Source organism: Thermoplasmatales archaeon, from assembly GCA_026127925.1.
In the GTDB taxonomy this organism is placed as follows: Archaea; Thermoplasmatota; Thermoplasmata; order Thermoplasmatales; family Thermoplasmataceae; genus JAKAYB01.
In genome coordinates this window covers 41,107-54,222 of record JAJSLM010000005.1, presented here as the reverse complement: position 1 = coordinate 54,222, position 13,116 = coordinate 41,107, and the positions used below count along the sequence as shown (strand labels likewise).

10 protein-coding genes are annotated in these 13,116 nt (G+C 41.9%); 6 read left to right on the top strand and 4 right to left on the bottom strand.

All coding sequences use genetic code 11. The features are described 5' to 3' along the window. The first annotated feature begins 81 nt into the window (after window positions 1–81). Genes LVQ96_05765 through LVQ96_05755 form a run of 3 tightly spaced genes read left to right on the top strand, consistent with a single transcriptional unit; the run spans window position 82 to window position 3,050 of the window. Window positions 82–1,533: a 4-hydroxybutyryl-CoA dehydratase gene (locus LVQ96_05765; protein MCW6170660.1), complete on the top strand. Its 1,452-nt coding sequence runs from the start codon at window positions 82–84 to the stop codon at window positions 1,531–1,533. Further along, window positions 1,530–2,687 (top strand): thiolase domain-containing protein, encoded by a 1,158-nt coding sequence (locus LVQ96_05760; protein MCW6170659.1) that lies wholly within the window; start codon window positions 1,530–1,532, stop codon window positions 2,685–2,687. Before LVQ96_05765 ends, LVQ96_05760 begins: the two co-directional genes overlap by 4 nt. Continuing rightward, window positions 2,688–3,050 carry an OB-fold domain-containing protein gene (locus tag LVQ96_05755; GenBank protein ID MCW6170658.1) on the top strand — a complete coding sequence of 121 codons (363 nt, stop codon included), beginning with the start codon at window positions 2,688–2,690 and terminating at the stop codon, window positions 3,048–3,050. It begins immediately after the preceding gene. Between the two features lie 10 nt (window positions 3,051–3,060). Here LVQ96_05755 and LVQ96_05750 read toward each other — a convergent pair whose 3' ends face one another. Beyond that, window positions 3,061–4,719 (bottom strand): AMP-binding protein, encoded by a 1,659-nt coding sequence (locus LVQ96_05750; protein ID MCW6170657.1) that lies wholly within the window; start codon window positions 4,717–4,719, stop codon window positions 3,061–3,063. A 400-nt stretch (window positions 4,720–5,119) separates the two neighbouring features. Here LVQ96_05750 and LVQ96_05745 point away from each other — a divergent pair, with 400 nt between their 5' ends. Both LVQ96_05745 and LVQ96_05740 read left to right on the top strand, forming a co-directional pair. Next, window positions 5,120–6,796: an AMP-binding protein gene (locus LVQ96_05745; GenBank protein MCW6170656.1), complete on the top strand. Its 1,677-nt coding sequence runs from the start codon at window positions 5,120–5,122 to the stop codon at window positions 6,794–6,796. Window positions 6,797–6,933: 137 nt separating this feature from the next. Further along, complete coding sequence (locus tag LVQ96_05740) at window positions 6,934–8,082, top strand: acyl-CoA dehydrogenase family protein (protein ID MCW6170655.1); 1,149 nt, start codon at window positions 6,934–6,936, stop codon at window positions 8,080–8,082. Between the two features lie 306 nt (window positions 8,083–8,388). Here the strand turns inward: LVQ96_05740 and LVQ96_05735 are convergent, their stop codons facing one another. The 3 genes from LVQ96_05735 to LVQ96_05725 form a co-directional block, all read right to left on the bottom strand. Further along, the gene (locus tag LVQ96_05735; GenBank protein MCW6170654.1) at window positions 8,389–9,465 is read right to left on the bottom strand and encodes a 5-(carboxyamino)imidazole ribonucleotide synthase; all 1,077 of its coding nucleotides are present in this window, start codon (window positions 9,463–9,465) and stop codon (window positions 8,389–8,391) included. Continuing rightward, on the bottom strand, window positions 9,462–9,938 hold the full coding sequence (gene purE, locus LVQ96_05730; GenBank protein MCW6170653.1) for a 5-(carboxyamino)imidazole ribonucleotide mutase: 477 nt from the start codon (window positions 9,936–9,938) through the stop codon (window positions 9,462–9,464). The genes LVQ96_05735 and purE overlap by 4 nt, the downstream gene beginning before the upstream one ends. Window positions 9,939–10,299: 361 nt before the next feature. Further along, window positions 10,300–12,060 (bottom strand): amino acid permease, encoded by a 1,761-nt coding sequence (locus tag LVQ96_05725; GenBank protein MCW6170652.1) that lies wholly within the window; start codon window positions 12,058–12,060, stop codon window positions 10,300–10,302. A gap of 273 nt (window positions 12,061–12,333) precedes the next feature. Between LVQ96_05725 and LVQ96_05720 the strand changes: the two genes are divergently transcribed. After that, window positions 12,334–13,101, top strand: a complete 768-nt coding sequence (locus tag LVQ96_05720; protein MCW6170651.1) for an enoyl-CoA hydratase-related protein — start codon at window positions 12,334–12,336, stop codon at window positions 13,099–13,101. The last annotated feature ends 15 nt before the right edge of the window (window positions 13,102–13,116 follow it).

The following is a 13,116-nucleotide window of genomic DNA, read 5'->3' as shown; positions in this document are numbered from 1 at the left end:
GTTAACCACATTATCTACAGTAATGAAGTTCCCTGAGGAAACATTAATGATAACCTTAGCGATGAAGAAAGTGCGTTATTTATGCTGAGAAATGATGTTGAATTCAAAAAAAGTTTGCAGGACGGAAGGAGGTTATTTTACGAAGGTTCTGTCGTTGATGACGTAACAAAACATGAGGTTCTGAAAGTTGCTATCAACCATGCTTCCGATCTTTTCAAATGGCAAAACCAGAAACAATACTCTTCCTTATTGGTAAGACCCGACGATAAATATGGAAATGTAAGTACCTTTTACGTTGTCCCAAAAACAAAGGACGATTTGAAAGAGAGATTCAATGTCATTTATGAGACCACCCGTCTTGGACGTGGTATGTTCAACATTGTAAAGGCAATTGGTTCGGATGCTATGTTTGCTCTGATGATAGTGTCCCGAATTATAGACAATGATTTCAAGACTAACTATTGCGAGCGGGTAAACAGGTTCTATGTGGATACGGTTCAAAAAGACCTTGCACTATCAGTCGCCCAGACAGATGTCAAGGGAAACCGTGTACTTCGGCCTAGCGAACAACCCGACAAAGACATGTATGTAAGGATAGTTGAGAGAAGGGACGATGGAATCGTGGTAAACGGTGCAAAAGCCCACACAACCCAATCAGTCGCCAGCAATATGATAATCGTGATTCCTACAAGGAATATGACTGAGGCAGACAAGGATTATGCTGTCGCTTTTGCAGTTCCACCAAATGCAAAAGGAGTATCATTGATCTCGAGACCAATGAAAGCATCTGAAAGTGCACTCAAGGATCCTTCGCTTGTGATAGGAAACAACAATGCAGAAAATGAGACGCTGACAATATTCGATCATGTTTTCATTCCATGGGAAAGGGTTTTCATGGCAGGAGAGTGGAAATATGCGGGTTTGCTTGCTAGCATGTTTCCGACGTATCATCGGTTTACTGCAATAGCCTATAGAGCTGCGATGGGTGATCTATATCTTGGTCTTGGTAAACTTATTGCTGAGCACAACGGAACATCAGAGACGTCAAATATTAGGCGTAACATAGTTAACTTGATGACATACAAGGAAACATTGAGGCTAGCAGGAGTTGGGGCAGCGGAGTTTGCTGAAATGGATACCCAAACGGGCATTTATGTTCCAAATAGGGTTTATACGAACGTGGGAAAATTATTTGCTAATCAAAACTATCTTGATTCGGTAAAAAATCTTGTAGATATAACAGGTGGATTGGCATCGACGCTGCCACACAGCAGCGATCTAAATAATCCTGAAGAAAGGGAACTGCTTTTGAAATACCTTTCGGGTGCCATTGTAAGTAAAACGGAGGAGAGAATCAGGTTGATATCGACTGTTAGGGAAATAATCTCATCGTATGGCGCCCTTTTCACGTCCGCCATGTTGCATGCAGAAGGATCCATAGAAGCGAGTACTATTGAACTTTACAGAAGTTATGACTATGGTGAAAGTAAGAAGTTGGCCTTGTTTGCCAGCGGAGTGGTGGATAGATTATGAAGAAAGTATATGTAATCGGAACTGGCATGACAAAATTTGGGAAACTTGAGCAATCTGGCAGGGAACTGGCTATTGAAGCTGCAAAGGAAGCCATTCAAGAATCAGGCGTTGCGCCCCACGATATGGAATCGACCTACGTATCTAACGCATTTGGCATAGGAGAAAATCAATTGCACGTAGGTCCCATAATTAATAGTGCGCTTGGAATACCAGAGGTCCCGAGTCTTTCCATCGAATCAGCGTGTTCTGGAGGTAGCGCAGCATTCAACCAGGCATACATTGCGCTTTCATCTGGCTACTATAAAGTAGCGCTCGTTGTTGGTTATGAAAAACTTAGCATGAACAAGACTCCTGAGAACACAAGATATTTTGCAATGGCAAGCGATCATTGGTATGAAGGCATAAATGGCGTGACTTTCCCTGGTCTCTATGCGCTCATGGCGAGTGCTCACATGCATCTTTACGGAACCACTGAGGAGATGCTTGGCTCTGTCTCGATCAAAAACCATAGGAATGGCACCTTTAATCCTAAGGCACATCTTCAGAAGGCAATTGACATGGAAACCTACTTGAAAAGCCCAGTTGTTGCAAGTCCACTTAAGCTTTATGATGCGTGTCCTTTTAGCGATGGTGCTTCAGCAGTTGTGTTGGCGAATGAGGATTTTAACTTTGATGGTCAGGAACGGATTGAAGTCCTTTCATCTGCCAGAGCGGGAAGTCGGGCTACACTACAGGATCGCGAGGAACTTACTGGTATTCCTGGTGCACAAATAGCCACTCAGAAGGCACTTAAAACCGCGGGTATTGAACTTAAGGATATTTCTTTCGCAGAGGTCCATGACTGTTTTACCATAGCTGAATTAATGGCGCTTGAGGATATTGGCTTCTTCAAGAAGGGTGAGGCTGGAAAAGCTACTCTTGAGGGTCTTACTGCATTTGACGGAAAGATTCCGATTAATTCATCCGGTGGATTGAAGGCCAAGGGGCATCCGATTTCGGCAACCGGTGTCGCTCAGATTGTTGAGATTCACGATCAGATGCTTTACAAGGTGGACCCTCACAGACAAGTCAGCAATCCCTCGATAGGGTTGACGCATAACGTGGGTGCAACGGGGGGCTCTGTGTCCATAAATATTTTCAGGAGGTCGAGATAAATGCACAACGTGAGGGATTATGTTTCTGGGCTCAAAAATGGCAGGTTCCTTGGTTATCATTGTCGATCCTGCAATCATGAATGGCTAACATCGGTTGAACTTTGTCCTTTCTGTGGCTCCAGTGAAATAGAAGATAAGGAGTTTCCTCGAAATGGCAAAGTATTAGCATACACCGTACAGCATGTTGTTCCTGAAGAGCTTCAGCAGAAGGCGCCATTCGCGATTGCTGTTATAAGGCTTGAAAACGGAGCGAAACTACAGGCAAGGATCGAGAACTATAAACCGGAATTGGGAAACCTGATAGGCAAAAGCGTTCATCTATCAGGAGGAAATGAGAACGGACTTCTTTTCGATCTGAACTGAGATTTTCGGTTCACGTTCTTATTTTTGAATTCTCTCTTTCCTGAAGGAGTCTCCAGTCGATTTTTCCTGACCCGGTTTTTGGAATTTCGTTTACGAATTCAATTACTCTTGGATATTTGTAGTCTGCCAGGTGTTCCTTGCAGTGTTTAATTATGTCATCTTCATGAATATTTCCCTCAAATCCAGGCTTAGGTACAATTACAGCCTTGACCTCCTCTCCGACCCTGTTGTCGCGAGTGGATATAACACAACATTCTTTTATTCCAGGAATCCCATAAAGAACATTTTCCACCTCAAGTGGCCAGACCTTGAAACCCGCCCTGTTTATCATTCTCTTTAGGCGATCAACAATGAAGAAGAAACCGTCTTCATCCATATAACCTATGTCACCGCTACGCAGATATGGGATTCCATCGATATCAATCATGGCCTCCGCAGTATCTTTTCTTTTACCAAAATATTCTTTAAACTGGGAAGGCCCGTTAAATACTATCTCCCCTATTTTGCGAGGATCAAGAACCTTCCCGGTATCAGGATCTATTATCTTTGCATCGACACCAAATTGCGGGATTCCAATGCTTCCTGGTTTTCTCTTTCTTGTCGGATTCACGTGCGTCTGTCCCATCATCTCAGTCATTCCGTAACCCTCAACAAAATTAAGATGAACAAGATTCTCAAGTCTTTCGAGAAGTGGTTTAGGAACAGCTGCCCCGCCTCCACCAATAAATGTCAAAGACGAAAAATCACGTTTTTCAAGATCCGGCATGGCAAGCAGATCAGCAATCATGGTAGGAACTGTGACCCAGTGTGTCACTTTAAATTTCTCAATGCTTTCCACAGCGGCCTGTCTATCCCACCTATACAGGGGAACAATCGTCGCACTCTCATATATCGGACCAAGCACTGAGAACGATAAGCCTGTCACATGGAAGAAAGGTGCAACGGAGAGTTCTACTGATGCCGGAGTGACGCCTCTCCAGTAGGCAGATGCCATTGCATTTGCAATTATTGAACTATGAGTGTGGACACAGCCTTTCGGAACAGCAGTTGTACCAGAGGTATAAGCTATCATCGCGGTGTCGTTTGATGATATCCTTTCATGATCAGAATCGCTATCGTGTTCTATTGCATCATCCCAGGACAATGCGTTGTCCCTATCATAGTTCTTGTTTATTTGTGCTGGCACGGGAATTGAGTGTAAATTAGGTAGAAAGGAACTAACACTGCCGGACATTACTTTTAAATCAAGGCCTGATGCAACGCTCTGGACGTTAGTTAAAAGATCATCTGTTGTAAGAATAAGTTTCAACCCACTGTCTTTTGCTATAAGGGTCAACTCCTCCGATTTCAGCATTGGATTTAACAGGACAACGATACCACCTGAGTTAATTATGCCAAAAAATGATATGACCCAATTAGGGGAATTCTGCATGGAAATTCCAACGCGATCTCCCTTCTTTATTCCAAGACTCTTTAGGGAAGCGGATAGTCCAAGAATATGTCTCCAAGCCGTACCATAGTCTATTCTATTCCCGTAAAAAATCATAAATGGTTTTTCCGGGTACCACTCTGCGGATTTCTGAAAAATCTTATCAACCGATATCTCCGGGTACTCAAGGGTTTTTGTTATATTCTCATTCCAGTTTCTGAACCATACTTTTTCAGTCATAATAAAATATAACATAGAAAACCATTACTCTTTTTCATTGATAGGTAATTGGACATTTTGCCCCCAAATGTCGATCAGGGCATTTTTATTCACAAAGTTCAAGAGATCAAGTGATATGCAGAATGTGAAACTGTGGGGTGAAAAGGATTGGATTGTATAAAAGTTTCAACTGAGCTGTATCATTCTTTCAGATTACTTGGAGAGTAATTTGAGTACTTTTTTATCAATGTGAAACTTTTTCTGGTTCTTAGCGATTAAAATAGATCGAGCGACGCGGGGAATATTCTTTATTTCTTAAGTAAAGAAATTTGATAATATTCTTCAGGTATAATGATAAAGGAGGATTATCATTACAAGAGAAGGAGACAACTTTATTTAGCGCTAACGACATGTCTTTTAGATGTTTCCACCTGATCCGACAAAAAAAGAAGGATTCTATGATCTAGAGGTCTATCAGGAATGTCTAGAAAAGTACAACTCTATCGCCAATCTCCTGAGAGAAAAAGCGAAAGAAAATGGAGATAAAACCTGGCTTATATTTGAGAATGGAATCAGATATACTTACAGGGAAATGAATGAAATAACGGATAAAATGGCCTATTCTTTAATCGGACTTGACGTTTCTCGCGGCGACAGAATTGCAATTTTTGGTCTTAATTCTCCAGAATGGATTATTGCCTATTTCGCTGTCCTGAAGGCTGGGGCTGTTCCGGTAACTGTTAATACAGCTTTTATCAAAGATTCATTGTTATATAACTTAATCCAGCCCGAAGCTAAATATGTTTTCGTAGACTCAAGACTGCTTCCCCAGTACCTTGAGGTTGTTGATCAGCTTAAACTTGTTGAAAATACCATAATTTTTGGTGATATAGAAGATAGGTACAAAGACAAAATCAGTAAGTACGTTGAATTTGACAAACTTGCAAATGTAGCTGAAGCGAAAATACCAGGGATTAGTACAAGCTGGAACGATCCGAGTGCAATGATACTAACGTCAGGGACTACAGGCAGGTCCAAAGTTGTTGTTGAGACGAATTCTGAGTTTCTACTCACAGCTTTGGACATGATTGATGCAGGTGGAGTGAATGCAAACAGTGTAGTTTACGTGTACCTACCACTCTTTCATATAATGGCGCTGGATCTTGCAACAATATCCTCCATGCTTGCAAACTCAACGCTTGTCCTTGTTGAGAAATTCAATCCACGCGAGTTCTGGAACGACGTAAACAAATATGGTGTTACGCATTTCCATGCTGTTGGACCTATACTGGAAGCGCTGTTGAAACAGCCTCAGTCGGAAATCGAGAGAAAGCACGGACAACTCATAGCGATAGCTTACTCATCAAAAGAGATCTGGAATGCTGCAGTGGAGCGTTTTGGTATTCGGATCACAGGCGGATACGGGGGAACAGAAGCAGGTATACCAGTAACATCTCCATTTAGCGTTGTTATTTCTGGGAGGAATCCTCCCGGCAGTTGCGGTAAACCTGCGCCGCCTTTTGAGGTCTCCATAGTAGACAAAAGAGATCTTCCGGTAAAAATGGGCGAGACAGGGGAAATTTTGATCCGACCAAGGCTTCCTTTTGCCACCTTTAAAGAGTACTACGGAATGAAAGAAGAAACGTTCGAGGCTTTCAGAGATTTGTGGTTCCACACGGGTGATCTCGGAAGGTATGATGAGAACGGCAATATTTACTTTGTTGACAGAGCTAAAGATGCAATAAGGAGAAAGGGGGAGAACATATCATCTTTCGAGGTTGAACAGACATTACTTAAGTATGAACGTATAAAGGATGCTGCTGTCGTACCTCTTAAATTCGAAAATGGAGACGAGGAGGTTCTGGCGGTTGTTGTCCCGATGGATGATAGATTATCACCAGAGGAGATTATTGACTATTGTATCGGTAACATGCCGAATTTCTGGATTCCAAACTACATAAAGATGATCCCGAACCTACCAAAGACACCAACTGGAAGAACCGAAAAATTTAAACTAAAAAACATGAAGGAAAGTGAGGCTATAAAGATGACAGATTATATTGCCAAGAAACTAAAAGTATCGAGGAATAGTTCCTAATGATTCTTCTTTAATCCTTTCAAGTCAGGTGAATTTTCTAGCATGCTTTAATGTCATGGAAAAAATACAATCCTCGTCGAAATAACAAACAAAATTTGAACTACTCTTGTCCGATTGCAAGCAAAACGGTGAATAGGATGGACTTTAATTTGCCAAATGATGTATTCTCAATAAAAGAACTGACTGAGGAATTTTCAAAGAGAGAGATTGAACCAAATGCAAAAAAGATTGAAAAAGAACCGACGATGGTCAAAGACATTCTAACCAAAATGGGAAAATTTGGATTGCTTGGCATTACCATTCCCGAAAAATTTGGTGGCGCAGGGCTGGATTACCTGACTTTTGGCGTGATAGTGGAAGAGATAGCGTATCATTCGGCTTCACTAGCTCTCTCCTATGGCGGACACAGCAATCTGGTACTGGATAATATTTATAGAAATGGCACAGAAGGACAAAGGGAGGAATTCGCAAGAAAGCTTGCACTCGGTGAATGGATTGGTTCCCTCTGCCTGACTGAACCTGGAGCCGGATCCGATGCAATTGGCGGGATGACAACAAGTTACAGGAAAACGGGCAATCGTTTCATAATAAATGGCTCAAAAATGTTCATAACAAACGCTCCAATAGCGGATGTTTTCCTTGTTTATGCCAGAGAATCTTCAAACTATTCTGCATTTATTTTAAGGCGCGAGGATGGAGTTCAAACGCCTGGATTAATAGATAAGATGGGAATGCGTGGATCTCCAACAGGTGAAGTCGTGTTCCGTGATGTTGAGGTGGATAGAGACCGAATCCTTGGTGAAGAAGGTGGTGGAAAAAGAGTAATATATGAAGGTTTAAACGCGGAAAGGGCTACCATGGCATTCCTTCCCTTGGGGATAGCGAGGAGAGCAATGGACGAAGCAGTAGTGTACGCGAAAAAGCGAAAGCAATTCGGGAAACCCATATCTGATTACCAATTGATACAGGAAAAAATAGCGTACATGTTTACAAGGCTAGAAGCGGCAAAATTACTTGCCTATAAAGCCATAATTCTAGCACAAGATAAGGTTTCTGATCCAAAATATGCTGCTGCTTCCATTATGCTGGCTTCTGAAACGGCAATTCAAATAGCGAAAGATGCTGTGCAGATACTTGGAGGTTATGGTTACACTACAGATTTCCCAGTGGAAAGACTTCTAAGAGATTCCGTGATCGGAGAAATTGCTGCCGGCACTACCGAGATACGAAAACTTGTAATAGCGCGTTCAGTTATAGAATCTTATAAGGACGAAATGACCAAATGAACTCGGAGATCTTACATTCCTGCTCAGATGCCTACAATAAGGGATTTTTATTCGATTAAATTCATTGACTACCTATTTCTCATCTTCCATTTTATCAGGAGGACCGAATTCAAAGTGGCATCCTATCTTTGCAGTTGACGTGTAGGTAATGATCAGTGTATCCTGGAAAGCTGGGGGATGCATATTGTCAGAGATTAGGCCTGAAAGATCAAAACGGGTATTTTTTTGACTGTAGTTACCTATAACCGGGCACAAGAGATTGAAAGTTATGAGCAAAGGATCGACAACGGTCCGGTGACGAGATAGCTAGATAAAATCGTCTATGTGGTTTCCGTATATTATTTTTTCAAGCTGTGATATTCTTTCTTTAACGATTTCAGTTGTTTCGCCAACGACATTTACATGTCCCAATTTTCTTCTTTTACGAACCCCGCTCTTTCCATACCAGTATATTTGTGTAGATGGCACCTCAAGTATCCTAGTTCTTAACTGCGAATCTAAATCTCTGCCAATTATGTTTATTATCCCGCTTGGTGAAAGTAGTACCGGATCCGGGATGGGAAGACCAGTAATTGCCCTGATATGCTGCTCAAATTGTGAAATTGAAGAACCTAAGAGTGTATGGTGTCCAGAATTGTGAACCCTTGGGGAAAATTCATTAACGTAGGCTTTTCCATCTTTTATAAAGAATTCAACGCCCATCGTTCCTACGTAATTAAGGCCTTTTAGAAGTTTCTCAACTATAGACTTCATTCCAAAGTCTGAAAAAGGAGCGACATTGTACAATAACATTCCGTTTTTGTTTACATTTAATGAGGGGGCGTGGAAAGAAATCTTTCCATCGATAGACCGCGAAGCAATAAGCGACGCTTCAGCGTCAAAGTCCATGTAATCTTCAACAACATATTTTTCATCTGGCATACCATCAGGAATCTTTCCGCCTGTTATGAGAAACTGCCCCTTGCCATCATAGCCGTACATGGCGGTCTTGGCAATGCACTTCTCAGGTAATTCCAGTTGCTCAAGCGCTGCCAAGGAATTTGCAATCCTAAAGTGAACAGTGGGGAGAGACAGGTCTTTTAGAAATTTCTTTTCCTTAGATCTATCCCGTTTCAGCTCTATAGGGAAAAGCCCTGGTTTTAGCTTGTTCATCGAATCTGCATATTCGAGAACCCTGCTATCAACATGCTCGAATTCATAAGTGACCACATCGCTAGAGTCAACGAACTCCTTGAATTGATCATAAACAAAACCATGATCCGAGATCTTAACTCCAGGATAACTCATTTCCTTATCAATTGCATTAAAATTATAACCAAGTTTTTTCGATTCATTAATCATCATCCAGCCTAGCTGGCCACCACCAATGATACCGATGTTCATTCTAGTTTTTCCTCTAACACTTTTCTTGTTTGAGATTCCATGAAATTCTCCAGCTTCTTGGCCACTTTACCATCGCTCAACGCTAGAATTCTCGCAGCAAGGATACCCGCATTTCTGGAGGCCCCTATTGCAACAGTGGCGACCGGAACTCCGGAAGGCATTTGTACTATAGACAATAGTGAATCGATGCCTTTCAAATTTTTAGAAGGAATAGGAACGCCTATTACCGGAAGTGTAGTCAGAGCAGCGGTCATCCCAGGCAGGTGAGCGGCACCTCCAGCACCTGCGATAATGACCTCGATACCACGACTTTTAGCTGACTTAGCATAATCGTACATGTAATCCGGCGTCCTGTGAGCAGAAACGATCTTCATCTCAGTCTCAATTCCAAAATCTTTGAGAGCGGTACTAGCATCAACCATGTATTCGTAGTCACTCCGACTTCCCATGATAATTCCTACCTTTACTGTCATCAGTATGAAATTTATAACTAGTATAAAATAGGTTAACGTTTCCCTGCTCCTGAATTTTGTAAATATTTAGAAACAAAGCTAAGAGTGTTTGATTTCATTGGAACAAACTCTTAACGTTCTGCATATGGTACATCTTTAACAGGGTTTCAGGGCGCAGGTTTTGCCATATTGTTTGACTCACTTTCACGGTTCTGCGGACCTATCACCATTCCGGCTGTGTTAAACATGGGAATATTGATTGTTACAACCAATGAGTATTTGTGGAGTGGATTTCAGATTGTTACACCTAAAGTAGATTGTAGTTTCATGCGACCTTTATTTGATTGGAAAGTTATATTCCCTGGTGCAGTAATTGATGAAACTAAGCGGTATCGTTAGCCTCCGAAACATCGTAATCGTCCAACGATTTGGTTCTATGGCCTGTGATCTGCGCCCAGAAGTAGAAGAGCAATCCGGCCGCTGCGGCAGAAATGAAATCGTAAGGGAATTTGATAAGATTGTACCCCCCATACTGGCTTGGACCGATCAGTGAGAGAAATTCTATTGCAAGAAGAGCAAATATAAACCACGAACCATAAATAATATCTGACTTTTTGTTTTCAGAATATAGGCTTATTAGAGCATATACAGCCAAAGATAGAGCTATTACAATGGAAATAATCGCGTATTCCAGATTGTAGAAATAGTACAGGAATAAGAGCATGAACAGAGAAGCAAGAACGACTGATGTTGTGAGGATGAGGAGCGTTATAAACTCTTTTTTTGAAACCTCAAACATCTTGCGGTAGAAGTACGTGAACATGAACAAACCAGCCAATGTGGCAAAAACAACTTCACCAGAGAGAGGCCATCCGGACCAATAAACTACTAAAAATGTAAGGATGAAAGCAAGCGGGGCAATAACTTTAGAGTATCTGAGCTGGAAAGGCCTTTCAGTTTTCGGTGAAGTTTTTCTTAAAACGTTTATCGAAGCGGGACCGACAATGTATGCAATAACAAGCGTTGATGTCAAAATGCCTATTAGTAGATGCCATCCTGGGAATTCATAAATAAAAAACAACCCCAATATAAAACCAAGAACCAGGGCTCTTGCTGGCACATGTTTGCTGCTCAACTTTGAAAACATCTTTGGGGCATAACCAAACTCGGACATAGATTGGAATATTCTGGAAGGATAGGCAGCGTAGCTTATTCCTGCACCTCCGGGTGATATAACAGCGTCTATCATCAGTATTACTACCAACCAGCCAAGACCAATAGCGGAGGCAACCTGAGCGAATGGCCCTCCAACTATGGAGGATGAGAGTGCCCCCCAGTCACCTGGGGTGATACCAAAGACATCCCAGCGAATTCCACCGACAAAAGCTATCTGCAGGAGGACATAGAGGGCCATAACCAAAACAAGAGCAATAATGACCGATTTCCAGATATATGTTTTATTTTTTGCCTCACCCGCCATGTTTACGGCAGCCCTGAAGCCTTCAAAAGAAAATATGACTCCTCCCAGAACCAATGCGTAAAATACCCCAGAATAACCGTTGTAAAAAGAGCCGTAGGCCGTGAAATTGGTCGCATGGAAGAAAAATGGTATCAGAGTAACAATTACGAGAGCAGGAATTGCCCATTTCCATACCATGACTCCGGTTAGAGTGTTTCCAAACATTTTCACAGAAAGAAGATTAACAAGAAGTATGATGACCAATATGACGACTGCCAGAATATATCCTAAAAGCTCAAGTGAACCGGTAGGTGACACAATCCCTTTTATAAAAAAAGACAGGTAGGTCACAGATGCAATAGCTTCTATGGGGGGCGTCATTACATCAGACAGCCATGCCCCCCAGCCGGAAATGAAACCTACGAGTTTCCCATGAGAGAACTCCCCTATCGGGGTCGACCCACCTGCCCTCGGGAAAGCAGAAGATACCTCCATGAACGTCAAGGCAATGAGCAGGACAATAACTCCGCCCAGGAGCCATGAGAACACAGAACCAAAAGAACCGGCATAGGAACTGGTATACATTTCCGCGAAGAGCCACCCAGATCCTATCATACCCATCGAGTTTAACATGACAAGGTTAAGCAATCCTAGATCTCGTTTGTAACCATTCGATTTTTGCATCTACACGCAAAGATACGGTATAATATAACCCTAATTATTAAAAATATTCAAATGTTATAACACTTTATCATATTTCGAAAATTGTTGTAATACTTGCGAAAATCGTATAAAAATGTGCTCTACCCATCAATCATTATAGCTTTATAGCTGCGAGCTGAACATTGGCTAAGGAAAAATAAATTTCTGGCGTAAAGATAACGGAAATGTATTTGCCAACGAATTTTAGTAAAGCGATAACATTATGATCAAAGGTTTGTAGGGGGACGAATTAAAGTGAAGAACATAATTGTTGAAAAGAGGAATGGCATATTTATTGTGAAATTGAACAGGCCAGAGGTGAGAAATGCTATTAATCTGCAAACTGCGGATGAGCTTGATCGGGCTTGGCAAGAGTTTGATGAAGACCCAGAATCAGATGTAGGAATAATTGCATCATCATCGGAGAATTTTTGCTCAGGTGCTGATCTGAAAGATATAGAAACTCTATCGCAAAGAGCTATGAATCCAGGTGGTCCTTTGGGGATGACCAGACGGACTTTGAAAAAGCCTGTCATAGCAGCAATTCCCGGTTACTGTGTTGCGGGAGGATTCGAGATCGCCCTATGGGCAGACATAAGAATCTGCGAAATTACCACGAAGTTTGGCTTTCTGGAGAGGCGTTTTGGTGTACCCCTAATCGACGGGGGCACACAAAGACTACCATTAATCTCCGGACTTGGAAACGCGCTTTACCTCATACTAACTGGGAAGTTGATAGATGCTAATGAGGCCCTTAGAATGGGTATAGTCAGTGAAATCGTGCCAGAAGGAAAATTGCTTGAAAGGGCAATCGAGTTAGCCGAATTAATACTCAGTTATCCTCAACTAACGTTAAGGAGTGACAGAGATGCTCTATATTCTGGTATTGGGATTGATCCGGGCATAATGTATGAGCAAAAAAATGGTTTCTACGTGTTGCAAAGCCATATTCCGGAAGAAGGATCTAGAATCTTTACATCGGGTAAGGGGCGAAAAGGAGCAAATCTAAGGAAGGAAAAATAATTTCCATTCAGTCAA

Excerpts from the sequence above, each read along its gene's own strand:
- LVQ96_05765 (MCW6170660.1), top strand. The coding sequence starts at position 82 with ATGCTGAGAAATGATGTTGAATTCAAAAAAAGTTTGCAGGACGGAAGG.
- LVQ96_05750 (MCW6170657.1), bottom strand. The coding sequence starts at position 4,719 with ATGACTGAAAAAGTATGGTTCAGAAACTGGAATGAGAATATAACAAAA.
- LVQ96_05740 (MCW6170655.1), top strand. The coding sequence starts at position 6,934 with ATGGACTTTAATTTGCCAAATGATGTATTCTCAATAAAAGAACTGACT.
- purE (MCW6170653.1), bottom strand. The coding sequence starts at position 9,938 with ATGACAGTAAAGGTAGGAATTATCATGGGAAGTCGGAGTGACTACGAA.
- LVQ96_05755 (MCW6170658.1), top strand. The coding sequence starts at position 2,688 with ATGCACAACGTGAGGGATTATGTTTCTGGGCTCAAAAATGGCAGGTTC.
- LVQ96_05725 (MCW6170652.1), bottom strand. The coding sequence starts at position 12,060 with ATGCAAAAATCGAATGGTTACAAACGAGATCTAGGATTGCTTAACCTT.
- LVQ96_05735 (MCW6170654.1), bottom strand. The coding sequence starts at position 9,465 with ATGAACATCGGTATCATTGGTGGTGGCCAGCTAGGCTGGATGATGATT.
- LVQ96_05745 (MCW6170656.1), top strand. The coding sequence starts at position 5,120 with ATGTTTCCACCTGATCCGACAAAAAAAGAAGGATTCTATGATCTAGAG.
- LVQ96_05760 (MCW6170659.1), top strand. The coding sequence starts at position 1,530 with ATGAAGAAAGTATATGTAATCGGAACTGGCATGACAAAATTTGGGAAA.